The 23,795-nt window shown below is 64.8% G+C and carries 22 protein-coding genes and 1 pseudogene; 12 read left to right on the forward strand and 11 right to left on the reverse strand.

Annotation, left to right across the window (positions count from 1 at the left end; all coding sequences use genetic code 11):
• Positions 1–12: 12 nt before the first annotated feature.
• Positions 13–795 carry an enoyl-CoA hydratase-related protein gene (locus tag LWC34_RS34370; protein ID WP_233729427.1) on the forward strand — a complete coding sequence of 261 codons (783 nt, stop codon included), beginning with the start codon at positions 13–15 and terminating at the stop codon, positions 793–795.
• A 119-nt stretch (positions 796–914) separates the two neighbouring features.
• Here the strand turns inward: LWC34_RS34370 and LWC34_RS34375 are convergent, their stop codons facing one another.
• Positions 915–1,526 carry a TetR/AcrR family transcriptional regulator gene (locus LWC34_RS34375; protein WP_233729428.1) on the reverse strand — a complete coding sequence of 204 codons (612 nt, stop codon included), beginning with the start codon at positions 1,524–1,526 and terminating at the stop codon, positions 915–917.
• 51 nt (positions 1,527–1,577) lie between these two features.
• Here LWC34_RS34375 and LWC34_RS34380 point away from each other — a divergent pair, with 51 nt between their 5' ends.
• From LWC34_RS34380 to LWC34_RS34400, 5 genes are all read left to right on the forward strand, one after another.
• Positions 1,578–2,324: an SDR family oxidoreductase gene (locus tag LWC34_RS34380; RefSeq protein WP_233729429.1), complete on the forward strand. Its 747-nt coding sequence runs from the start codon at positions 1,578–1,580 to the stop codon at positions 2,322–2,324.
• Positions 2,321–3,094 carry an SDR family oxidoreductase gene (locus LWC34_RS34385; RefSeq protein WP_233729430.1) on the forward strand — a complete coding sequence of 258 codons (774 nt, stop codon included), beginning with the start codon at positions 2,321–2,323 and terminating at the stop codon, positions 3,092–3,094. Before LWC34_RS34380 ends, LWC34_RS34385 begins: the two co-directional genes overlap by 4 nt.
• A 97-nt stretch (positions 3,095–3,191) precedes the next feature.
• Positions 3,192–4,490: an MFS transporter gene (locus LWC34_RS34390; RefSeq protein ID WP_233729431.1), complete on the forward strand. Its 1,299-nt coding sequence runs from the start codon at positions 3,192–3,194 to the stop codon at positions 4,488–4,490.
• Positions 4,491–4,494: 4 nt separating this feature from the next.
• Positions 4,495–5,598, forward strand: coding sequence for a HEAT repeat domain-containing protein (locus LWC34_RS34395; protein ID WP_233729432.1), 1,104 nt, complete (start codon positions 4,495–4,497; stop codon positions 5,596–5,598).
• A gap of 27 nt (positions 5,599–5,625) precedes the next feature.
• Positions 5,626–6,087: a DUF1203 domain-containing protein gene (locus LWC34_RS34400; RefSeq protein ID WP_233729433.1), complete on the forward strand. Its 462-nt coding sequence runs from the start codon at positions 5,626–5,628 to the stop codon at positions 6,085–6,087.
• A 134-nt stretch (positions 6,088–6,221) separates the two neighbouring features.
• Here the strand turns inward: LWC34_RS34400 and ligA are convergent, their stop codons facing one another.
• A complete protein-coding gene (gene ligA, locus LWC34_RS34405) occupies positions 6,222–8,345 on the reverse strand; it encodes an NAD-dependent DNA ligase LigA (RefSeq protein ID WP_233729434.1) in 2,124 nt (707 codons plus the stop codon).
• Between the two features lie 10 nt (positions 8,346–8,355).
• A complete protein-coding gene (locus LWC34_RS34410; protein WP_233729435.1) occupies positions 8,356–8,991 on the reverse strand; it encodes a hypothetical protein in 636 nt (211 codons plus the stop codon).
• A 63-nt stretch (positions 8,992–9,054) separates the two neighbouring features.
• On the opposite strand from LWC34_RS34410, the gene LWC34_RS34415 reads away from it, so the two are divergent.
• Positions 9,055–9,786 carry a hypothetical protein gene (locus LWC34_RS34415; protein WP_233729436.1) on the forward strand — a complete coding sequence of 244 codons (732 nt, stop codon included), beginning with the start codon at positions 9,055–9,057 and terminating at the stop codon, positions 9,784–9,786.
• Here the strand turns inward: LWC34_RS34415 and LWC34_RS34420 are convergent.
• The 6 genes from LWC34_RS34420 to LWC34_RS34445 all read right to left on the reverse strand — a co-directional run bounded on the left by LWC34_RS34420 (position 9,763) and on the right by LWC34_RS34445 (position 18,426).
• Complete coding sequence (locus LWC34_RS34420) at positions 9,763–10,674, reverse strand: LysR family transcriptional regulator (RefSeq protein WP_233729437.1); 912 nt, start codon at positions 10,672–10,674, stop codon at positions 9,763–9,765. The genes LWC34_RS34415 and LWC34_RS34420 overlap by 24 nt on opposite strands.
• A 976-nt stretch (positions 10,675–11,650) precedes the next feature.
• The gene (locus LWC34_RS34425) at positions 11,651–14,098 is read right to left on the reverse strand and encodes a sugar-binding protein (RefSeq protein ID WP_233729438.1); all 2,448 of its coding nucleotides are present in this window, start codon (positions 14,096–14,098) and stop codon (positions 11,651–11,653) included.
• Positions 14,099–14,114: 16 nt separating this feature from the next.
• Complete coding sequence (locus LWC34_RS34430) at positions 14,115–14,921, reverse strand: carbohydrate ABC transporter permease (protein WP_233729439.1); 807 nt, start codon at positions 14,919–14,921, stop codon at positions 14,115–14,117.
• A gap of 304 nt (positions 14,922–15,225) precedes the next feature.
• A complete protein-coding gene (locus LWC34_RS34435) occupies positions 15,226–16,086 on the reverse strand; it encodes a carbohydrate ABC transporter permease (protein ID WP_233729440.1) in 861 nt (286 codons plus the stop codon).
• Positions 16,073–17,371 carry an extracellular solute-binding protein gene (locus LWC34_RS34440; protein ID WP_233729441.1) on the reverse strand — a complete coding sequence of 433 codons (1,299 nt, stop codon included), beginning with the start codon at positions 17,369–17,371 and terminating at the stop codon, positions 16,073–16,075. Before LWC34_RS34440 ends, LWC34_RS34435 begins: the two co-directional genes overlap by 14 nt.
• Before the next feature lie 5 nt (positions 17,372–17,376).
• The gene (locus LWC34_RS34445) at positions 17,377–18,426 is read right to left on the reverse strand and encodes a carbohydrate kinase family protein (RefSeq protein WP_233729442.1); all 1,050 of its coding nucleotides are present in this window, start codon (positions 18,424–18,426) and stop codon (positions 17,377–17,379) included.
• Positions 18,427–18,517: 91 nt separating this feature from the next.
• Here LWC34_RS34445 and LWC34_RS34450 point away from each other — a divergent pair, with 91 nt between their 5' ends.
• Genes LWC34_RS34450 through LWC34_RS34460 form a run of 3 tightly spaced genes read left to right on the forward strand, consistent with a single transcriptional unit; the run spans position 18,518 to position 21,093 of the window.
• A complete protein-coding gene (locus LWC34_RS34450) occupies positions 18,518–19,270 on the forward strand; it encodes a DeoR/GlpR family DNA-binding transcription regulator (RefSeq protein WP_233729443.1) in 753 nt (250 codons plus the stop codon).
• Positions 19,267–20,607 carry a 6-phospho-beta-glucosidase gene (locus LWC34_RS34455; protein ID WP_233729444.1) on the forward strand — a complete coding sequence of 447 codons (1,341 nt, stop codon included), beginning with the start codon at positions 19,267–19,269 and terminating at the stop codon, positions 20,605–20,607. Before LWC34_RS34450 ends, LWC34_RS34455 begins: the two co-directional genes overlap by 4 nt.
• A 51-nt stretch (positions 20,608–20,658) precedes the next feature.
• On the forward strand, positions 20,659–21,093 hold the full coding sequence (locus tag LWC34_RS34460) for a contractile injection system spike tip protein (protein WP_233729445.1): 435 nt from the start codon (positions 20,659–20,661) through the stop codon (positions 21,091–21,093).
• Here LWC34_RS34460 and LWC34_RS34465 read toward each other — a convergent pair.
• Together LWC34_RS34465 and LWC34_RS34470 are read right to left on the reverse strand one after the other, a co-directional pair.
• Positions 21,090–21,839, reverse strand: coding sequence for an arginase family protein (locus LWC34_RS34465; RefSeq protein ID WP_233729446.1), 750 nt, complete (start codon positions 21,837–21,839; stop codon positions 21,090–21,092). The genes LWC34_RS34460 and LWC34_RS34465 overlap by 4 nt on opposite strands.
• Before the next feature lie 344 nt (positions 21,840–22,183).
• A complete protein-coding gene (locus LWC34_RS34470; protein WP_233729447.1) occupies positions 22,184–22,639 on the reverse strand; it encodes a hypothetical protein in 456 nt (151 codons plus the stop codon).
• 106 nt (positions 22,640–22,745) lie between these two features.
• Here LWC34_RS34470 and LWC34_RS34475 point away from each other — a divergent pair.
• Positions 22,746–23,138: pseudogene (locus LWC34_RS34475) on the forward strand (winged helix-turn-helix domain-containing protein); the annotation flags it as partial.
• A complete protein-coding gene (locus tag LWC34_RS34480; RefSeq protein ID WP_235729343.1) occupies positions 23,078–23,728 on the forward strand; it encodes an IS630 family transposase in 651 nt (216 codons plus the stop codon). The pseudogene LWC34_RS34475 and the gene LWC34_RS34480, both read left to right, overlap by 61 nt.
• Positions 23,729–23,795 lie beyond the last annotated feature (67 nt).

Here is a 23,795-nt window from a genome sequence, read left to right on the forward strand (position 1 = left end):
TAGCATGTCGGCATGACACTCGAGGACGGCGTGCGCTACTCGGTGGACTCCGGCGTGGCGACCGTGACTTTCGACCGGCCAGACCGCAACAACGCGATGAACCTGGCGATGGAACGCCGGTACGGCGAGGTCCTGCGTGCCCTTGAAGCCGATCCGAACGTACGTGCCATCGTTGTCACCGGCGCTGGCAAGGCCTTCTGCCCCGGTGCCGACCTCGATGTCCTCGCCGGTGACATTCCCGAAGGCGGCATCGACTTCCAGGTCGAGCACGTGCAGGCGGCGGCGTTCATCGGCAAGCCCGTGATCGCGGCCATCAACGGCGGATGCGCTGGTCTCGGCTTCATCATCGCCTGCACGTCCGACGTCCGGTTCGCGGCCGCCGGGGCGAAGTTCACCACGGCGTTCGTGCGGCGCGGGCTGATCGCCGAGTACGGAATCGCCCAGCTCCTGCCCGATCTGGTCGGCCGTGGCCGCGCGATGGACGTGCTGCTGTCCGGCCGCACGTTCACCGCCGAGGACGCGTTGGCATACGGCCTGGTCCAGGAGGTATATGCGCCCCAAGACCTGCTTGCCGCGGCACAGGCGTACGCGGCCGAACTGGCCGCGTACAGCGCGCCGCGATCCATGGCCGTGATGAAGCGGCAAATCCTCGACGAAGCCGCGATTCCGCTGGCCGAGGCGGGTGACAGGTCGGCCGAACTGATGGCCGAATCGTTCAAGCACCCGGAGTCCAAAGAGGGCGTGATGAGCTGGCTGGAACGACGGCCGCCAGAATTCCCGCCTTATCGCAGGTAAAAGCTCGTGAGTGGTTATCGGTGTTCTAACCCTGATAACCACTCACGAGGGGTGTGAGCTGAGCAACCGCTTAGTATGCAGATGGACATACCGACTAGTATGTCTACGGGGTAACCCGTTCAGGCGGAGGAGCCTAGCATGCGCAGGACGAGGGTGGCGTATTCACGCCCCAGCGCCTTCGGCGTCTTGCGTGCACGCTCGCTGTACCAGCGCGCCACGTCGATGCCGAGCGACAGCACGGCCCGCGCGAAGACCTTCTCGTCGGGAACCGCGAAAGCACCCGCGCGGACGCCGTCGGCGATCAACCCCTGGACGGCCTGCTCGATCCGGCGTCGCAAGCCCGCCACGATCGCGTACTCGTCCTCGGGCAAGGCGCCCAGCTCGTACTGCACGACACGGGCCACGATGTGGCGCTTGGCGTGCCATTCGACGAACCGCTCGACCATCAGACGCATCCGATCGAGCGGCGGGTCGTCACGGTCGATCGCCTCTTGGACCACCGCGAGCACCCGTTCGTGGCCGCTGCGGCTGATCTCGAACAACAACGCCGTCTTCGACGGGAAGTGCACATACAGCGCCGCCGGGCTCATCCCGGCGGCGGTGGCGATGTCCCTGGTCGTGGTGGCGTGGAAGCCGACCTTGGCGAAGGACTCGACCGCGGCGAACATCAGCCGTCGAGCCGCGTCCGGTTTGACGTCCGGCCACAGGTCGGCTGGCTGCGACATCGTCATACCAGAACAATAGTCGCACGCTAAGCGCGTGCTTAGGAAAGGACGGCACTCGTGACGTCGTTGCAGGACCGGGTCTCGATCGTCACCGGCGCCAGCCGTGGCATCGGCCTCGGCATCGCGAAAGAGCTGGTCGAGCGCGGCGCGAAGGTGTGCATCACCGCGCGCAAGCCCGAGCCGCTCGAAGAAGCGGCCAAGGGCCTCGGCGAGAACGCGATCTTCGTAGCGGGCAAGGCTGACGACGACGCACACCAGACCGAGGCGGTCGCCCGGACGATGGAAGCCTTCGGCCGGGTGGACATGCTGGTCAACAACACCGGCATCAACCCGGTGTTCGGCCCGCTCGTCGACATCGACCAAGGCGCGGCGGCGAAAATCTTCGGCGTGAACGTGCTCGCGCCGCTGGCGTGGACCCGCAAGGCACGCGACGCGTGGATGGGCGAGCACGGCGGGTCGATCGTGAACATCGCGTCACTCGCCGGCCTGCGCGCCTTGCCCGGCATCGGCATGTACGGCGTGAGCAAGGCGGCCCTGATCAGGCTGACCATGGAACTGGCCGTCGACCTGAGCCCGGGAATCCGGGTGAACGCGGTCGCGCCAGCGATCGTGAAGACGAAGTTCGCCGAAGCCCTTGTGCAGGGCAACGAGGAAGCGGTCGCGAACTTGTACCCGCTGAAGCGGCTCGGCGTGCCAGCCGATATCGCGGGCGCGGTCGCGTTCCTGCTATCGGACGAAGCCAGCTGGATCACCGGCCAGACACTGACCCTGGACGGCGGCATCACGTTGGGCGTTGGACTGTGAGCTTCCCATTGCGGGACTCAGGAGTTGTCATCACCGGCGCCGCCCGTGGCATCGGTGCGGCACTCGCCGATCGCTTCGCCGCCGAAGGCGCCCGGCTCGTTCTGGCCGATGTGGACGATGCGATCACGGCAGTCGCCTCGGAACTTGGTGCCACTGCGGTCGTCGGCGATGCTGCTTCGGAAGAAGGCGTCGCCCGGCTCATCTCCGAAGCTCGTGCGGCACTGGGCGAAGTGGACATGTTCTGCGCCAACGCGGGAATCGCGCCCATGGGCGGCCCGGACGCGCCAGAGGAAGAATGGGCGCGTACCTGGGACATCAACGTCATGGCCCATGTCCGGGCGGCCCGTGCGCTGCTTCCTGAATGGCTGGAGCGTGGCCGTGGACACTTTCTTGCGACGGTGTCGGCGGCAGGGCTGCTCACGTCCCTCGGCTCAGCGTCCTATTCGGTCACGAAGCATGGCGCGCTGGCGTTCGCGGAATGGCTTCTGGCGACGTACAAGCATCGCGGGATCACTGTGCAAGCCATTTGCCCGCAAGGGGTTCTGACCCAGATGCTGGAGGACACCGGACCGGGCGGCAAGCTGCTGATGGGCGAAGGCGCGATCACCGCCGAGCAGGTCGCCGAAACGGTGGTCGAGGCATTGCGCGGCGACTCGTTCCTGATCCTGCCGCACCCGGAAGTCGCCCGGTACTACGCGACCCGCGCGACACAGAACGATCGGTGGATCGGCGGCATGAACAAGCTTCAACGCAAGGTAGAGGAGCTCTGACTTCCTTACCGCACAGAGGTCCGTTGACGACATACTAAGCGGTTGCTAACTTCAGACGACGCGCAAGCCCCCACTTCTTCTGCGAGGTTGAGGCTCAATGGACAGTGACGTCCGGCATCGGCGGAAGATCGCGACCGCGGCAGGTTTGGCGGCGGCGGTCGAGTGGTACGACTACTTTATTTTCGGCGTGGCGGCCGCGCTCGTGTTCGGCCGCCAGTTCTACCCGGCTGACGATCCCGTCGCCGGGGTGCTCGCCTCGTTCGCGACCTTCGCTGTTGGCTTCGCCGCACGGCCAATTGGCGGCATCATCGCAGGTCAGCTTGGCGACAAGCGTGGCCGTAAGCCGATGTTGGTGGCCGCGCTGGTGATCATGAGCTTGTCGACGACAGCGATCGGCCTGCTGCCGACGTACCAGTCGATCGGCATTCTGGCGCCGATTTTGCTTGTCCTGCTGCGGGTTTTGCAGGGTCTTGCGGTCGGCGCGCAGTGGGGCGGGGCGATGTTGCTGGCGGCGGAGTACGCGCCGTCGGGAAAGCGTGGGCTCTACAGCAGTTTCGTCCAGCTCGGTGTCCCTATTGGAGTCGTGCTGGCGAATACCGTGTTCTTGCTCGCGGTTCAGGTGACGGGTTCCGGCTTCGCGTCGTGGGGCTGGCGGATTCCTTTCCTGGTCGGCATTTTCGTGCTCGTCCTGGCGTGGTTCATCCACACCCGGGTTGAGGAGACGCCGGAATTCCTTGCCGCGGAGGCAAAGATGGCCTCCGCGGAGCAGCGCGGGTCGCCGCTTGGCGTGATTCTGCGTAAGCACCTCGGCACGGTGTTGCTCGCGGGCGGCTCGTTCGCGGTGAACACGGCAACGTTCTACATCCTGCTGACTGGCGTGCTCGACTACGCCACCCGGCATCTCGGGTTGCCGCGCGGGCCGATCCTGACGATCACGATACTGGTCAGCCTGACCCAGTTCGTCGTGATCCCGTTGGCCGCCAAGCTTTCCGACCAGGTGCCAAGGATCCGGATCTACAGGTTCGGCGCGGTCGGCATCATGGTCTGGGCGGTGCCGATGTTCCTGCTGATCGATACCGGCAACTACTTCGCGATCACCATCAGCAGCTTCATCGCCAGCACGTTCCTCGGCATCATGTACGGCCCACAGGCAGCACTGTTCGCCGAGCTGTTCACCCCGGAGATGCGGTACACGGGCGCGTCGCTCGGCTACCAGATCAGCGCGGTGCTCGGCGGCGGACTGGCGCCGTTCATCATGGTCCTGCTGCTGGAGTCGACGGACACGTCGCTGTCGGTGTCCGCGTACATCATCGTGCTCGCCGTGATCGCCTTGTTCTCGATCGCGGTTCTGGCAAGAAAAGCACGAGACCGAGCGAAGCGAACCGTGCTGGAATGACTTCATGGACAACAGCGAGCTCGCCGCGGCCATCGATCGCGGCGAGTTGTCGTTGTCGGAGCTGATCGAAGTATCGGCCCGCACATCGCCCATCTGGCGAGGAGCGCAGGTCAGTGCGGTCATGGAGCTGGCCAGAACGAACTCCCCACAGGCACACGACGCGCTGTTGGACGTCGTCCGCCGAGGCGACTTGCTGCCGACCTACGCCATCAGGACGATCGTGCCGCGTGGTGACAAACGCTTCGTCCACCCGCTGTTGGAAATCCTGTCGACCAGCACCAACAGCCTCGCAAACGCGGTGTTCCTGCTGGGCGAGACGCAGTCCGAAGCGGCCGTGCAGCCTATTGCCGACCTGATCCACGATCCCGCGCTCGTGTACGAATGCGTCGTGGCGCTGGGAAAAATCGGGTCACCGGCGGCACTCCCCGCCCTGATCGACGCCACCCGCCACGACCAGTACCAAGTCCGTTTGCTGGCGGTGCGAGCGCTCCGACGAATCGGCGACTCCCGCGCCACCAAGGCAGCCATGGCCGCGACAGACGACGTCGAACCCGTTGTCCGCGCGGCCGCGATCCGCCTGCTCGCCGACATCGGCGGCCCCGAAACCCTCGGCCGTCTCCTCGCATTCGCCGAAGGACCCGAGTGCCGCGCGGCGCTGGCAGGCATCGAGCGCCTCGCCGACCCACGGTCAGCGCGGACGTTGCAGTACGTGATCTACGTCGCCGCCGATCGCCGCACCCGCTACCTGGCTGCACGAGCCTTGGAGCGATCGATGCACGGGGCACCCGTGTGGAACTGGCAATACCTCGACTATGTTTATGTCCGTCGCGTGGCCGTGTGGTTCTGGCGGTTTGAAAAGCACCCGGACGGGTTGATCAGGTCCTTGAAGGATCCCGACGAACTGGTCCGCATGCATGCCGCGGCAGGCCTCGGCCACATGGCCACCAGCGAAGCCGTGGCGCCCCTGCGATCAGCACTGCTCGACCCCGCGGCCCGGGTCCGAGCGGCGGCGGTCACGGCGTTGCGACGGATCGGCGAAGACGTCCAATCCATGCGGGACGACCCGCACCCCTCGGTCAGAGCCGCGGCCGGAAACCGCCAGCGTTGAGGCCCCGACCGGCGCACGCTTGTCGACATGGAGATTCGGTACACCGCGATCCCGGCCCCGCGGCTGGAAGCAATGCGAGACGCGGGCAAAGACGAGTTCGGCAACAAGTGGCAGCTGCGAGTGGCGGAAGGCTGGGAGCCGCTGCGGTGTTGCCTGCGCAAGGCTGCTGTGGATGAAGACATCGCGCTGATCTGTTACGCGCCTTGGGATTCACCCAGTCCGTGGATGGAGGCCGGTCCGGTGTTCGTGCACTACGAGGCCTGCTCGGGGTACCCGGCCACAACCGAGTACCCCGAATTGTTCAGGCACAACAAGGCGATCCTGAACCCGTTCGACCACACGGGCGCCAGGGCTTATGACCACATCACGTTCCTGGATCGCGAGGACGACCACGAGGCCGCACTGACTGAGGTGCTGAGCCAGCCGGAGGTGGCATTCGTGCACGTCAGGAGCCGGAAGGCAGGCTGCTTCCATTTCCTGGCTGAGTAAAGCCTCCACAGCGCTGCCCACCATCGTGGCGACCGCTATTCCTGGCCAGCTAGGCCGCTGTCTCACTCGGCCAATGGTGACCAAGCGTGTTCGACAGCGTCGCGCCCAGGCGGGTTCCGCAAGGATTGCGACCTTTATTCGGCTTCTTCTTCCTCTCCGCCGATCGTGGCTACCTCTGTTGCGGCTTCTGGGCCTCGGGCGAGCAGTACCTGGAAGCCGTCTTCGTCAAGGACCGGGACCTTCAGCTGAATCGCCTTGTCGTACTTCGATCCCGGCGAGTCGCCCACGACCACGAACGACGTCTTCTTCGACACCGATCCCACGGCCTTGCCGCCGCGGGCGATGATGGCTTCCTTTGCTTCATCGCGCGACAGCGTCGGCAGGGTTCCGGTGACCACAATGGACAAACCTTGCAGGTTGCGCGGGACCGACTCGTCGCGCTCGTCTTCCATCTTGACCCCGGCTTCACGCCAACGGTCGACGATGTCCCTGTGCCACTTGACGGTCCACCAGTCCTGCAATGCTGTCACGATCGTCGGGCCGACGCCTTCGGCCGCGGCGAGTTCTTCTTCCGTTGCCGAGAAGATTCGGTCGAGGGAGCCGAACTCCATCGCCAAGGCCCTGGCCGCCGTCGGGCCGACGTGGCGGATCGACAGGGCGACCAGAACCCTCCAGAGTGGACGTTCCTTCGCCGACTGCAGGTTTGCGGCCAGTTTGGCGCCGTTCTGGGACAGTTCACCGGAGATCGTGCGGAACAGCTCGACTTGCTTGATCTCTTCTTCGCCAAGGTCGAAGAGGTCTGCTTCGTTCTCGTAGACCTCCGAGTTGACCAGGGCGGTTGCGCTTTCGTAGCCGAGGACCTCGATGTCCAGCGCGCTGCGGCCGCCGATGTAGCTGAGGCGCTCGCGCAGCTGGCCAGGGCAGAACTGGGCGTTCGGACAGCGGATGTCGACGTCGGCTTCCTTTTCCGGTCGCAGCGGTGTGCCGCATTCCGGGCAGGTCACCGGCATCACGAACTCACGCTCGTCACCCGTGCGCGCGTCGACGACCGGCCCGAGCACCTCGGGGATGACGTCACCTGCCTTACGCAGGACGATGCGATCGCCGATCAGCACGCCTTTGCGCTTGACTTCGCTGGCGTTGTGCAACGTTGCCCGTGCGACCGTCGAACCTGCCACTGACACTGGTTCGGTGACGGCATATGGCGTCACCCGGCCGGTTCTGCCGACGTTCACCCGGATGTCGAGCAGTTTGGTGGTGACCTCTTCCGGCGGGTACTTGAACGCGATCGCCCAGCGCGGCGCCCTCGATGTGGTGCCGAGCCGCCGTTGCAACGGCACCTCGTCAACCTTGATCACGATGCCGTCGATCTCGTGCTCGGCGTCGTGCCGGTGCTCTTCCCAGTACTTGATGAAGTCGTTGACTTCCTTGTGCGTGTTCAGCACTTTGGTGTGCGTCGACACGGGCAGGCCCCACGCCTTCAGCGCCTCATACGAATGCGACTGACGGTCGGGCTCGAAGCCTTCGCGCTTGCCGAGGCCGTGGCAGATCAGCCGGAGCTTGCGGCTCGCGGTGATGCTGGGATCCTTCTGCCGCAACGAACCCGCGGCGGTGTTGCGCGGGTTCGCGTACACCGGCTTGCCTGCCTCGACCTGCTTGGCGTTGAGTTCGAGGAAGTCCTCGACCAGGAAGAAGACCTCGCCACGGACTTCGACCAGCTTCGGCACGGGGTACTCGTCCGTGCCGGTCAGCACTTCGGGCACGTCCTGCAACGTGCGCACATTCAGCGTCACGTCCTCGCCCGTGCGACCGTCACCCCTGGTCAAGCCCCTGATCAGGCGGCCATTCTCGTACAGCAGGTTGATCGCGAGGCCGTCGATCTTCAGCTCGCACAAGTAGTGAGCGGCGTCGCCGACCTCTTTGGCGACCCGGTCGTACCACGCGTTCATCTCTTCGGCGTTGAACGCGTTGTCCAGGCTGAGCATGCGTTCGAGGTGGTCAACCGCGGTGAAGTCGGTCGAAAACATGCCACCTACGCGCTGGGTCGGCGAGTCGGGCGTGGCGAGCGCGGGGTGCTCATCCTCAAGCGCCTGCAGCTCGCCGAGCAGCTTGTCGAACTCGCCGTCCGTGATCGTTGGCGAATCCAGCACGTAGTAGCGGAACTGGTGGCCGCGGAGTTCCTCGGCCAGCTCCGCGTGGCGGTTGCGGACGTCGCCCGGTACGTCTTCGAGGCCTTCGGCTTCGTCAGTGCTGGTCACGCATTGGAGACTAGTCCAGCCCCCTGACAATTTCGCGAAGCTCCAGCAGGCCTATCGCACCCTGCGGCTCGGTCTCAGCAGTCTCCACCCGACGGAGTCGTTCGGCGGCGAGCCGCTCACCCAGAGTGGCATCGAGCGGGAGGTACGTCAGCGCCTCACGTGCCGCCTGGTCGAGCTCGGCGAACTGCGGGTGGTGCACGGCGACGTCGACGACCCCTTCGGCCTCGTCCACCTGGACCGCGACCCGGACGTCCGCCAGCGGGATGTGCAGAACGCCCAGGTTGACGGTCACTTCAGTCGGGTCGGGCACGGGCGGAACGGAGTCGTGGTACTCCCAGATCGCGTCCTCGGCCGGTGCTGCGGCTTTCCACGCGTCGGTGTACGGCCGCAGTCTCGGGTCCTCCTGGCCGGAGATCACCAGGGCGTAGATGGCGCGCTGGCCACGTTCGAGCGAGAAGTGCAGCTGAGGATGCACGACGGCGACGAGCTCACACAGGTCGTTCTCGACCCGGTTCGGCTCCCTGTCGCCCAACGCGGCGCTGACCGCGGGCAACAGCTCGACCCATCCGCGCCAGAACTCGGCCGCCGCCTCGGCAGGATCACGCTGAGGAGCGGGCTCGGGATGGCGCCGCCTGAACCACTTCACTCCCGACAACCTAGCCGCCCTCAGACACGTCCACCTTCGAAACGAGATTTCTGGGGGTGGACCATGCGCAAGCTCTGGTTGGTCGTGCCGGTTCTGGTCCTTTCCGGGTGCTCGCCTGCGCAGCGGGAACCTGCCGTGGCGCAACCGGCGAGCGCGGTGCACCCGGACCTGGACTGGACCACGTTCCCGGTTGACCGAAAACCCCGGCCGATCATCCTGCTCGACCCGCTGCCGAAGCCGGGAATGGAACTGACGCTGGCATCGGCGCCTACGCCACCAGCGACAATGCCGGTCACACTGCCGGACGGTGTGGTCTCGTGGCCGACGATCAACGCCGAGGCGGCGTTGTTGGCAATGGGTGCTCGTCGCGGCGGGCCGTCCGTGCCAGCGACACTGGCGTCGGCATCGTTCGACACGGATCGTGGCAAGGTGACGTTGCCGGTCTGGCGTTTCGGGACTGTTGAATGGCCAGCACTGGAGCCGTCGGTTTTTTGGAAGCTCGGCAAGCTCCCGCGGTTCGCCACGGAGAACCCGCCCGCGCGGCTCGACGGGCTGAAGCTGACGGTGTCCTTGCTCGTCAGCCGGGAACCGTGCCCGGGTTCCGAACCGCCTGTGTACCGCGGTGTGGCAAAGGAATCAGCGACGACCGTGACTGTCTACGCGACCGCGGACAACGCGGGAAAGTGTTTGCCTGGCGACAGCGAAATGCGCCCGTTCGAGGTCACCCTTCCTTCACCGTTGGGCGCCAGAGTCCTCGTCTACGGGAGCGGATCACCCATCGCGGTCAACCCCTGACGCCCGCAGCGCGACAGCGAGCAACTCGGCGGCTGAGCCAAGAAGCTTGCGTCCGCCAGGCCATACGGCGCGCAACTGTCGCCTTAGGTCCAGCCCGTCGACCGCGACTTCGACAAGGCGCCCTTCCGACAGGTCTGCGTCGACCGCGAGAACACTGAGGACAGCCGGTCCGGCGCCGTCGACGACCGCGCTTCGTACAGCTGTGGTCGACCCAAGTTCGGCGACGGGTTGAAGTTCGCCCACTTTGGCCCGTCGCAAGGCTCGCTCGAGGGTTTCCCTAGTCCCCGAACCACGTTCGCGGACGACCAACGGGGTGTCGGCCAGTTCAACGGCGGTGAGCGGTTTGCGCCGACGTGCCCACGCATGATCCGGCGACACAACAACCGCGAGCCTGTCAGTCGAGACCCTGCGGGCAGACAGTTCAGCTGGGACAGTCGGGGACTCGACGAATCCAAGATCGACCTCACCGCCCCGGACGAGGTCGCAAACAAGGCTGGAGTTGGTCACGACGAGGCCGACGTAAAGGTCGTTACGGGCCCTTCGCAGCTCGCCGATCCAGCCGGGCGCGAGATGTTCAGCGACCGTCAGGCTGGCCGCGACACGCAGCTCGGCCGCTCGCCTCGATCGCAGCGCTTCCGCGCCCGTGACCAGGACGTTCAGCTCGTCGAGCACCCGCCTTGCCCAGTCCGTGACGACCCTTCCGTCCGGGGTGAGCGCGGATCCGCGGCGGGTACGGTCGACCAAGGCAAGGCCGAATTTGCGCTCGAGACTGGACAGCCGCTTGCTCGCTGACGGCTGCGCGATGCCCAGTTTGGCCGCCGCCCTGCCAATGCTGCCCAGCTCACCGACCAGCACAAGCAGACGCAACGACTCCAGATCGGGAGTCATAACCACAGGGTATGACCTGGGTACGGGTCAGGCGACTGGGGCAGGCGTCCACAAGGGCAGATGTTGGGTAGATCCACGCAATCCTTGGATCTAAGGGTCTTCGAGGAGGCGGTCCCAGGGGACGACGTCATTGTGGCGGGCATGAGGCTTCACGGTGCCAGTGGATTCACGTGCCGGTCCCGGGATTCACCGTGCCGGAGTGGTGGCTTCAGGGTGCCGGACCAGCGACTTCATCGGGCCGGAACGGCATTTCGGTGTGCCGGAGTGGTGGACACGCGATGTGTGCTCGCATCTCGGGGTACTGGAACGTGCATCTCGGTGTGCCGGAACGGTGGACACGCTGTGCCGCAACGCGCATCTCAAGGTGCTGGAACGTGCATCACGGTGTGCCGCAACGGTGGACACGCTGTGCCGCAACGCGCATCTCAAGGTGCTGGAACGGGCATCACGGTGTGTCGGAGTGGTGGACACACCCTCGCGCAACGGTGGACACACCGTGCAGGAACGTGCATTTCATGCTGCCGGAACGGTGGACACACTGTGTCGGAACGGTGGACACGCTTGGGGTGGTGGGTCGGCGCGGTTTGGCTCTGTCTTATGTGGACAGTTTTCCTTCGATGTATTCCCCTGGGCTCAGGATGGGTGGGCCGATCGTTTCGTTCAGGTGGCGGCGGACCCAGCTGCGGGAGTGGCGGCTTCCTACGTGCCATCGGCGCGGGGTTCGGCGCCGATGGCAACGAGGTTCTTCGATCAGTACCCGGTAGTAGGGACAGTCGCAGTCGCATTGGCACAGTTCGCGCTGCAACCGGCAGAATTTCGTCTCCCAGTTGTCGATCCCGAGTTCGTGCTCGCCGGACACACACTTACCGCAGTAGTGCATCCGTTGGCCGGATAAAGCCGTCATCCAGCACCCTCTCGGAAAGTAGGGGACCGAAACTCCTACGGTGACGTAGGACAGCTCCGAAAAGTACCGCCCTTAGCGTGATTCAGCCGCCGCGGTCGCTCCTCTCGTCGTGATGAACCCCGACAAAAGTTGGCCCTGCGGCAGCTTTGTCAGTCCTGGAGACACTTGCAGGACATGCCGTTGCCCGTTCGCGAACACATAGGCCGTTCCCTTTTCGCTGGTCAGCAGTAATCCGTGCCGGATGCGGACCGGTCGGGCGGCCGGTGCGGCGCCCGGCGGGAGTCCGAGCCGAATGGACTGCTCGAGCGTTTGCGGAGAATCCACAGACGCCAATGCTTCCAACGGAAGTACGGGCGCAGGCGGATTTATCGGCCGGTCTGGTGGCGGTGTGTAACCGTCGAGCCGGGCGCGGCCCCAGCGGTACGGATCACCTTGCACGCCGCCCCAAGTGGACCATCCGATCCGCGTTTGCCCAGTTCGGTCCTGTGTATCCGAGTCGTAGACAAGGATGTTGAGTCCGGCGGAAGCCGGATCGATCGCGCCGGGTACCTCCGAAAGAGGGACAGCGACCTCGACGGCATATCCCGTTTGCGTGATCTTCGACGCGACCCGGACTCCGGACGCCGCGCCTTGTTTGTTGTCGGCGTCCCGCAAAGCGCACGGCGGTCCTTCCGCTGTGGCAGGCAGAACGGCGAGTTTGTACGTGGTCGAGGTGTTCTCGGACCGTCCGCGTGGGTCAATGGTCAGCTCGACTGAGTCGGTGCGCCAATGCCGTTTGCAGTCCGCAGTGGCCAACCGCGTGCCAAGGACATCGTCAGTGACCGTGACCAACGCGAACAACGTGTCGTCGCGCCAGGACAATCGAGCCGTCGCCGAGCAGTCACTGACCGACGTACAGTCGTCTCCCTCCCACCGGGACGAAATATCCAATTCCGGACCTGGATACTCTCCTGTCCCGGAAATCCCGTCCACCACAGGAGAAACACCGGCCTGCGGAATCGTGGTCGCGGGTACGAGTTCCAGCGCGGCCTGCGCGGTGCCGCCAGGAATGTTGATTGCATACCGGTAGTCGCCGCCGCGCATTCCCGTCGCCAGTGCCGGATCTGTATTGCGGACCGAGAATTTCACGACCGCGCTCGCGCCAGGAGCCACGCTCGGGAAGCGCTGTTCGGGGCTCGCCTCGAAACCCGCGGGCATCGTCAACGAGACAGCACCTTCGCGCGCCCCTTCGCTGTGGTTGCGAATCGTGATGTCGATATCTCTGCTGCCACCGGACGGCAGTGTCAGCACCGGCGCGACCGAGTTGGCGAGTTCGGGATGCCCGACCTCCTGCGCCCACTGCTGGTACTGGGCGACCTGCGGCAGCGGCTGTTGGGACGCGGTCAGCGCTGGCACGATCTCGACCAAGGCTTCGGTGAATCCGGACTTTCCGCCGCTGGTGACACGGGCACCGATCCGCGCCTTGCCTGGTTTGGCGTCAGCGGGAACTGTGACGGTGTCGCCGCGAACAGCCCACCCGGTCGGCGGGATCAACGTGACCGGGCCGCGCACGGACGACGTCACGTTGATCTTTACCTCGGACCCGGTGGTCACCGCGTACTTCGACGGCTTCGCGGAGAGTTTGGTCCCCAACGGCAATGCGCCGGGGACGACTGCGCCTTCGAGGATGCCGAGCGGCCCACGATTGTCCACGCGGTACGGCACCCGGCTGGCGATCTGGGTGAAGTAGTCACACCCGATCTTCTCGGGATCGGTTGGCACGTCTGGGAATCCCGCCCAGCCTTGGCTCGCGTACTCGCGCTGGGCAGCGCGTTCGACGTGCGCCCACGTCTGTCCGCCGTTCGCGGGCACGCCTCCCCACACACCCCAGACCCGGTCGGTCGGTTCGGTCGGGGTGAAGGCGCTGACGCAGTTCGAACCTGTGGTGCGCGTGCCCGTGAGGCCGCTGGTGAACAGCCGCGACGCCGCCCACGGCGGTAATCCCTGGTCACGGAACGCCTTCGGATCGGCGGCTTGGTCGAATGCCTCGATCGCCAGCCGCGCCGCGTACTGGTGGTTGCCGTGATTGCCCGGCGAAGGCGCCGGGTTCATGGTGATCACGACCTTCGGTTTGGTCTGCCGGATCACCCGGACGAGCTTGCCGAGCGAGTCTTCATGACCCCATGCCTGCTGGGTCAACGGCGAGCTGACCGTGTAGTAGAAGTCGGCTTTGTCCAAGTTGAAGACGTCGGCGATCCCGGCTTTGCCGACCGCGCGTCTCTCCTCGGCTTCACGCAACCGGCCGAGCTCTGGTCCTTCCTCGGTGCCGACGGCGTTTCCGCCGCCTTCACCACGTGTCACCGTGACCACGCCCGACCGGACCTTGAACTGGCCGAGCGCCGCGAGCGAACCCGCTTCGTCGTCCGGGTGCGCGCCGACGAAGAGCACGTCGAGCTCCGCGCGATCCCGTTCGGTCGCTTGAGCGGGGACCGCCACCGCACTGGCGAGAAGAACAAGGGGGAGCAAGGCGAGCTTGCGCACTGTTCTCTCCTAGCGTTTAGCCTTTGACCGCGCCATCCACCATGCCGCGGATGAAATGTCTTTGCAGGAACAGATAAAGCACCACCACCGGCAGTGCGACCAGCACCGACGCAGCCGCCAGCAACGGCACGCTGGTATCGGACCGGCCCGAGAAGAACTGCAGGCCCAACGGGGCCGTGCGTAACGCTTCGCTGGTAATCATCACCCGGGCCAACAGAAACTCGTTCCACGTCCACATAAACACCAAGACCACCAACGTAACCAACGCAGGTCTGCCCATCGGGACGAGAACTCGCCACAGCGTCTGCCAGTGTCCGGCGCCGTCGAGCCGCGCCGCCTCGACTATGCCTCGTGAGGTCGACCGGAAGTAGGTCCGCATCCAGAACGCGCCGAACGCGATGGACTGGGCTGCCTGCGGCAAGATCAGCGAAGCATAGGTATCGGTCAGGCCGAGGTCGCGCAGGTCGTAGTACAGCGGGACGACGACAGCTTCGGACGGAACGGTCAACCCCAACAGCAGCAGGTAGAACAGGGCATCACGGCCGCGGAAGTGCATGGTACCGAAGGCGTACGCGGCCAGGATCGACAGGACGACAGTGATCGCGACGACGCTCACACTGACGATCAGGCTGGAGAAGAGGTAGCTGCCGAAGCGGGCTTCGTCCCACGCTTTGCCGAAGTTCGCCCAATGGATGCCGCCTTGTCCGACCACTTCGGACCGCAACGCGGTGAAGAGGATGGACAGCATGGGATAGAGGGCGAAGATGGTGAAAACACCGAGGACAAGGTAGGTGCCGGCACGCTCGAAACGGGAGGCGGTCATGACCGCCTCCTCAGGTCGATGGCGCCTGGGCAGGCCGAAGTGAAGCGAATGCGCGCGACTGAGACGGTCATGGCAGACGCCCTCCCGCGGGAAACAAGGGTTGGCGGGAACGGGCTTGGTCGAGTTGGCAGGGTGCCGAGCCGCCAGGGGCGAGGCAACAGGGTGTCGGCAACAGCCATGCCACCCCTCCCCAACAACACAAAGGCTGACAGCAAGGGGCTAAGCGGGAGTAGCCGTGCTTGAACAGCACCAACGCCTGCGATGGCAAAGGACGCGAGCGATTCCGCGTCCGAAACAGACACAGTCATGCTCGCTCCCTTCCGGTCACCCGGGTGATCACGTACGTCACCAGGAATGCCAGGACTGTGATGACCACGCCGATGGCTGCTGCCGAACCCACTTGGCCTGTGTGGAAAGCGCGCTGGTAGATCTCGTATGCGGGCACGGTTGTTGAGCCGCCTGGGCCGCCCAACGGGGTCATCATGTAGACCAGGTCGAACGTACGCAGCGCGGCGATCACGGTCAGCGTCAGTGCCACTCCGATCTCCCCTCGCAACGCCGGCAGGATCACCGAACGGAACTCCCCCGCCGGTCCGGCGCCGTCCAATCTGGCTGCGTCGAACAGGTCGGCGGAGACTTTTCCGATCCCACCGAGAAACAACACCATCGCGAGACCAGTCTGCACCCAGGTACCGACAATTCCGACCGCCAGCAGGGCCGTCGAGGAGTCTCCTAGCCATGCTTTTCCTTGTGTGCCAAGGAAAAAATTTAATGCTCCGTCTGGCGCGAAGATCCTTTGCCAGGCCACAGCCACCACGACCATAGCTATTACCTGCGGCAAGAACAGGACCGTCCGGAAGAACGGCAACCCGCGTATACGCACCCTATGGAGGGCCGTAGCGAGTACGAGTCCTATGCAGACAGGCAACACCGAGAAGAACAGGATCAACACAGCTACGTGCCCGAAGGCTGCGAGCGCTCCTTCTTCGGCGAATAGTGCCGCATAATTCGACAGCCCGGCCCAGGTTCCCAAGGACAGACCATCCCAAGTGAACAAGGACAGCCATCCGCTGTGCAGCAATGGGAAGAGCAAAAAAGCCGCGTAGACGAGCAGGGCGGGCAGGGCGTAGAGATACCCCACCCGCCGCGGTTCACCGACCGCCACGGCTCGACTCCAGGTCAGCCTGGAGTTTGCCGAGGAACGCCTCCACGTCCAGTTGCTTGGCCATCAGCTGTTCGACCGCGCCACCGACCACCTCATACGCATTGGGCGTCGCGTAGTCCAAGTACGGCACCATTTTCTGCGAGGTCGATGCCTCCTGCCACTTGTCGAGCACTTCACGCTCCGGCCCGGAACCGGGTTGCTGGGCGGCGTCGATCACCGGCAGGTTTCCGCTGGTGGCAACGACTTTCATGGCGGACTGTGTGGTGATGAAGTCGATGTACGCCGCAGCTGCGTCGGGATTGCGGGACTTGGAACTGATCGCCCATGGCAAGCCGGTTCCGCCGGTCACGGTCCCGCCGGGCGGGAGCATGAATCCGACGTTGTCCTTCATCGCGTCCTTCAACGTCGCCAGGCTCCATGTGCCGTTGACGTGGAAGACGCCTTCGCCCGAGGCGAACTTCGCGGTCGCGTCATCACCCTTCAATCCGGCGAAACCTGTTGTCAGATAATCGACCCAGCTGCTGACCTGCCGTGCCGCTTGCCGGTTCGGCTCGGTCAGCCAGTTCGCGTCCGCCGTGCCAGTGGCCAGTTTGGATTCGGCGGCTGGGGTGCTGAACCTGTGCATGGCCAGGGCGAACAGGTACGGGCCCGAGCTCTTTTCCAGGTTTCCGATCTGCAGGGCCACCTGGCCTGCGGATTTGGCCTTGGCCAGTGCCGCGTCGAACTCTTGCCACGTCTTCGGCGGCGTCAGGCCGAGCTCGGTCAGTTTGGCTCGGTTGTACCAGATTCCGACCAGCTCACCGGTCTGTGGAACACCGTAGAGCTTGCCCTCGCCCAAGACATCGCCGCTGTCCGGGTAGCTGGCGAGCTTACGGACCGACTCCGGGAAGCGTTCTGTCCATTTATAAGCAGTAGCGTAGGCATCCACCGGCCGCACCAGACCGGCTTTGACGAACGCGCCGAGGTCCTGTTTGCCATTGTTGACCTGGGCGATGTCCGGTGCGTCGTTCGCGGTCAGGCCGAGCTTGATCGTGCTGCGCAGGTCGTCGAACGAGCGGGCCACCCGGTTGATCTTGATATTCGGGTACTTGGCCTGGAACTGCTTGTTCAGCTCGGTGATCTGGGCTTCCTGGGCCGGTCGGGTTTCCTGGTCCCAGATGGTCAGTGTCACGTCGCCGAGCGCGGCGACGTCGGTCCGTACTTCCCCAGCAGATGGTTGTGCTGGCTTGTTGTCAGATCCTGGCGCACACGCGGCAAGAACCGCCGCGACGGCCACGAAAGCCATCAGCCTCAAGAGATTCCTCGCAATCCGATGGTCGCGCTCGCTCGACGGACCTTGGTGTCGCCATGGCTGGGCAGCAGGTCGTTGAGGAACGTGTAGCCACGCAGCTCGCGTTCGTCCCGGCGGCCAACCAGCCGCCACCACGCCGCGATGTCACCCCAGCCCGGCGCGGACTGCGAGCCGCCGAAATGTTGCACGGACAACGCCGCGCATAGGTTTGCGAAATGCACCCGGTCGGCCAACGACCAACCCGCGAGCGTGCCGAGCACGAACCCGGCACCGAACACATCACCAGCGCCAGTTGGGTCGAGCGCGGCCACGTTCAGGCCCTTGACCTCGGCTTCCTCGCCCGTGCTCGAATCGATGGCGTAGGCGCCGTTGCCACCTCTTGTGACCACGACGACCGGCACGATCTCCGCGAGCGCCTTCGCTGCCGTGGTCACGTCGTCTGACCTCGTGTAACTGATCGCCTCGACGCTGTTGGGCAGGAACACGTCATATCCGTCGAGCAGTTGCCGCAGCATCGACGGCTCCCACCGCTCGGTCGGATCCCAGCCCACGTCGGCGAACAGCAGCGCGCCCTGCTCCTTCGACTTCCTCACCCAGCGGTCCGAGTGCAGGTCGACGTGCACGAAACACGCCTTGGTCGCGGGCGGCGGGTCGAGCAGTTCGTCGGCGCTGATCGGCGCCGGGTGCCCGTGCGTGATCATGCTGCGGTCCCGGTCGATCGCCATGGACACGGTCAACGGCGAGTGCCAGCCGTAGAACCGCCTGGAATGGCTGAGGTCCACACCTTCCTGGACCGCGAGCACATCCCAGCAGAAATCGCCGTACGCGTCCTCACCGAATGCCGCGGCGAGCCCGGTCCGCAACTGCAGCCGGCTCAACGCGACGGCCAGGTTGGCGATTCCTCCCGGACTGGACCCCAATCCGGTTGCCCAGACCTCCGTACCTGGCTCAGGCAGGTGGTCCAGTCCGGTGAAGATGATGTCGAGGAAGACCGTCCCCGACAGGAGAATGTCCAGCTCAGGGCCCCCAGCCGCTGGATCGGCAGTCACCGTGTGCCTCCTTCCCGATCCGCCGAGTCTGCACCCATCTGCAAAGAATTGACAAGTTGTCTGACGCAATCTGACTGATATTGTTCAACTCGTGCTCCCTCAGCGGCGCCACGCCGAAATCCTGCGCTGCCTGACTCAGGATGGGTCAGCGTCGGTCACCGCGCTGTGCGCGCAACTGGCAACCAGCGCGGCGACAATCCGCCGTGATCTGATCTGGCTCGAGCGTGAAGGCGTGCTGACCAGAGTGCACGGCGGCGCGGTGCTGTCACCATCGCATGAGCGGCCGTTCGAGCGCGTCGCCAGCGAGGATTGCGGCGCAAAGGATGCTGTTGCCAAGGCGGCCGCAAGCCTTGTGCACGACGGAGAATCGGTCCTATTGGACATCGGGACGACCACGCACAGGCTGGCGGCGCATCTGCGTGGCCGCGAAATCACCGTACTGACAAGCAATCTCGCGGTGTACGAAGAACTCGCTGACGACAACTCGGTGGAATTGATCCTGCTCGGCGGGGTCGTGCGGCGCAATTACCGTTCCATGGTCGGGTTTCTGACCGAGGACGCGTTACGTCAGGTCCGCGTGGACCGGGTTTTCCTTGGTGCGGCAGGAATTCGTGACGACGGATCGGTCATGGACGACACTGTGGTGGAGGTTCCGTTGAAGCGGGCCATGGTCACCGCGGCCGACCAGGTCGTCCTGCTCGCGGATCGAGGCAAGTTCCCAGGTGGCGGGCTCGCGCGGATCTGCGGGCCGGAGGAGATCGACGTACTGGTGACCAACGCGGACACGAGCGGTCCGGGTCTGAACGTCATCCGAGAGGTGGGGGTCGAGGTGCTCGAGGCATGAAACTGGTGATCCTCGGCGGTGGCGGGTTCCGTGTCCCGCTCGTGCACCAGAGCCTGCTGGCCGATCCGGACCGGCTGGTCGACGAGATCGTCCTGCAGGACGTGCTGGTGCCACGGCTGACCGCGATCGGCGCCGTGCTCGACCAGCAGGCGCAAGGCGCGGCATGGCGGCCGAAGATCCGGATGGCGACCTCGCTCGAGGACGCGTTGTCCGGCGCGGACATGGTGTTCTCGGCGATCCGGGTCGGCGGCCTCGGTGGCCGCAGCTTGGACGAGCGGATCCCGTTGAAACACGGCCTGATGGGCCAGGAAACCGTTGGCCCAGGCGGAATCTGCTACGCGCTGCGGACCGTACCGGTGGCCATGGACATCGCCAGGCAGGTCGAACGGCGTGCTCCGGACGCGTGGGTCATCAACTTCACGAACCCGGCAGGGATCGTCACCGAGGCGATGTCGGCCGTGCTCGGCGACCGTGTGATCGGCATCTGCGACTCGCCGGTTGGCTTGTGCCGCAGGGTGGCTGGCGCGCTGGGAGTGTCCGAATCGGACGCGACGTTCGACTACGTCGGCCTGAACCACTTGGGCTGGCTGCGCAGGGTGATGGTGAACGGGCACGACAAGCTGCCTCACCTGTTCGACGACGAGACCGCGTTGACTTCGTTCGAAGAAGGCAAACTCTTTGGCGCGCAATGGTTGCGGACGTTACGCTCGGTGCCGAACGAGTACTTGCACTACTACTACTTCGCGCGCGAGACGCTTGAGCAGATGCGGGCGCAGGAGACCACCCGCGGCGAATTCCTGAAGGACCAGCAGCGGTCGTTTTACGAGCGGATCGGCGAGAACCCGCAGGCTGCTTTGCAGGCCTGGTTGGAAACGCGGTCCGAGCGGGAGAGCACGTACCTCGCCGAAGGGCGGGCGGTCGCCGGGATGACCGAGCGCGCCGCGTGCGACATGGACGGCGGCGGGTACGAGCAGGTGGCGCTGCGGTTGATGAACTCGATCGCGCGCAACCGGCCTGACCAGCTGATCCTCAACGTCCGCAACCGCGGAGCCGTTGCCGGACTGAACAACTCTGTGGTCGAGGTGCCGTGTTTCGTGGACGGCAACGGGCCGCGGCCGATCGCTCCCGGCCCGGTCGATCCTCACAGCCTTGGGCTGATGCTGCAGGTCAAGGGCTGCGAACAGGCCGCGATCCGGGCGGCTCGGACGCAGAACCGCGCCGATGCTCTGTTCGCGATGGCAACACATCCTTTGGTTGACTCGGTGGCCGCCGCCGCGGCGACGCTCGACGGCTACGTGACAGCGTTTCCCGAGCTCAGCGCGTTCCGCGCACCTTGAGCCGCCCGAAGGTGCATGTCTTTCGGTGGACTCTCGTGGGAGCCTGTTTGAGTGCCGAGCGACTTCGTCATCAAAACGGGCGACATGGTCCAGATCACCATCCCGCCCCCGGTGATCGTGCCGGCGATTCAAGCTCCGGTTCCGCTCAAGGGTTCGAGTACGGACGTGCAGGTGAATGGGCAGTTCATCTGTTTGCAGGGTGACGAGCTGCCGCAGTCGTTGCGCGGACCTTTGCCTTACACCGCGCCGCCTTTCGTGACTCCGGGGACTGGGACGCTGACGCTCACTTTGGCTCCGTCGAATCTGACGGTTCAGTCGCAGAACGGGATCAAGGTCCTGATCAAGGGTCAGACTTTCCAGGCCACTTTCACCGTGCAGTCTCCCGCTATGCAGCCTTCGCCGGGTGGTCCCGTGCCGGACGCTTTGATGGTCAAGACCGGGACCGCGCAGTTCATCACCACCAACACCACGGTGTACGCGGGTTAGGCGCCGATCAGGCTTTCGACCAGCTGGAACCTTGCAGCTTCCAGTTCCGGTGCCGGTTCCCATGTGCACGCGATGCTCACGGCGACCACGTGGCGGCTGCGGACCCTGACTTCGCCCATTGCTTCCAGCACTGCGGTCCTGGCTGGGCCTGCGGGGACTGGGAAGCGGAGCTTCGGGATTTCGGTTGGGTCGATCACGTCGGCGTCGACGTGCACGATCAGTGGGCCGTCCGGCAGCTCGATGGTGTCCAGGGTGCAGTGTTTTATCTGGGACGTTTTCAGGTAGTTGGCTTCCGCTGGGTCGAGGTCCCTTGCGTCGACCAACGTGACCCGGTTTTCCGCCAGCGGCCGGAATTTGAGTTTCTCGCCGAACAGTTCGTAGTTGGCGCCTAGGAGGAACCTCAGGGACATTCCGCCCAGGTAGCCGGAGGTTGAGGATTCCATCGTGTGCAGGTCGCCGTGCGCGTCGAACCAGACGATCGCCGGGTCGATGCCCGCCCGCTGCATTCCGGTGAGGACTCCTACGGATGCCAGGCAATCCCCGGACAGGACGATCGGGGTGGTGCCACGTTTTACTTCTGCCGCAACCTCGTTGGCCACGTCGTCGTACAGCGCTCGCAACCGGTCGAGGCGATCTCCTTGGGGGAGCATGGAGATGACCGGGTAGCTCGGGGCGTCCCAGCGGACCGGGATGCATGAGTCCGCCAGGGATTCATCCTGGTGGTACGGCACGTAAACGATCGCCATGACTGAACCTTAGAGGGCAAAACGCTAGGTCCTCCGCGTCGCCAACTCACGCGCGCGCTGGACAAGATCGATGACCTCGTCATCCTCCCAGATCGGCGGCAAATCGTCGCTGCCACAACACGCCAAGCACCATGGAAGTGCCTGACACACAGCCGTTCGACGATGTCACCTGTCAGCCGGTAGCCCATCGCCGCGCATCCGTCGTGGGCAAGCTGGTTGAGAAACTCGTCGAACTTGCACTTCACCCTGCCTCTGAGAAAGGCGATCTGCTGGGCCGCAAGCCTCGTAATTTCAACCTGAACGGCCATTCGGCAAATACTGCCAGAACGACCACCACACGTCGGTCATTTTCGCGGTCGCAGAACAACCGTGTCGCCGCTACGGAATTGTTCCAAACTTTGCCGCAGATCCTCGCGTTCAAGTAGAGCTTCGTCTTGGAGCTTCGCCCATATCAGCTCGACCAGGTGACGTTTCTTGCCTTGCGCGCGAAGATCCTTCACCAGGTGCAGTACTTGATGAACACGAATCGGATCAAGCCTTATGGTCGCCGACGTCTCATCGCCTTCCAGCGAGGCTTCAAGGAAGACACCGTCTTTCAGCCAGGCTCGAACTGTGGGTTCGGACAACTCCAGCAGCACCGCGACGATGACCGGTCGCAGGTTGTCGAGCCTGCTAGCCCGCCACGACCACTCTTCTCCACAAGCAACTGGATGCCGGGACAGACCGTGCAGGACGCGCTTAAAGATCTTTCGGTAATAGGGTGAGTCGTTGCGGGTGATACGCCTTGCCTGGTAGGACAATCGTGGTGTGCCAGAACCGTCACGATCGGCCGGCCAGCGTCGGAAAGGCCGTAGCAGCAAGAAAGTAGCTGCCCGCCGTGATTTTGAGGCGTTGCGAGAACGTCGGATGCGGGCAGCGGAGATGTTCGACCGCGGCAAGCGGCAGGTCGATGTGGTGGTGGAGTTGGGAGTCTCGGCGCAGACCGCCTCACGGTGGCACCGGGCGTGGTCGGCCGGCGGACGGCAGGCATTGGCCGGGGCTGGTCGTGCCGGGCGGCTGCCCAAGCTGACCGACGAGCAGGTGGCCGAGGTGGCCGGCGCGCTGGCGCAGGGGCCGAAGGCGAACGGATTCCCGACCGACATGTGGACACTGGCACGGGTGGCCAAGGTCATCGAGAAGGTCACCGGGGTGCGGTACTCGCAAACCCAGACCTGGACGATCCTGCGCGAGCGGCTGGGCTGGAGCAGGCAGCGTCCCGCCCGCCGCGCCACCGAACGCGACCAGGAGGCCATCGACAGGTGGGTGAAAAAGGAGTGGCCACGCATAAAAAAAGCGCCCGGCGCCGAAGGGCCTGGATCTGCTTCCAGGACGAGTCCGGATTCTCCCTGCTGCCCGTAGTCCGGGCCACCTGGGCGCCACGCGGCCAGACCCCGGTGCTGACCCACCGGTTCTCCTGGAAACGCCTGTCGATGTCCGGCGCGCTGGCCTACCGGCCCGACCGCAGCGAGGCCGTGTTCGTGTTCGGCATCAAAGAAGGCGCCTACAACACCGCCTCGCTGATCGAGTTCCTCACCGCTCTGCTCGATCACCTTGACCGCCAGAAAGTCACCCTGATCTGGGACGGCCTGCCCGCCCACCGTTCCGCGGCCATGAAGGAATGGCTGGCCACCCAACGACACTGGCTGCGCGTGGAACCGTTGCCCGGCTACGCCCCCGACCTCAACCCGATGGAAATGGTGTGGGGCAACGTCAAAGCCACCGAGCTGGCCAACTTGTGCCCGGACACCATCGACGAGGCCCACACCGCCACCCAGGCCGGCCTGGAACGTGTCGGCAGCAGCTACCAACTGTGCTTCAACTTCCTCGACCATACCGGCCTTTCCCTATGACACAATTCACTCAAATACCGAAAGATCTTTAAGGTCCAGCAACGGCACAGTCCGTCTCCACCCACAC

Source organism: Kibdelosporangium philippinense, from assembly GCF_021390435.2.
GTDB lineage: Bacteria > Actinomycetota > Actinomycetes > Mycobacteriales > Pseudonocardiaceae > Kibdelosporangium > Kibdelosporangium philippinense.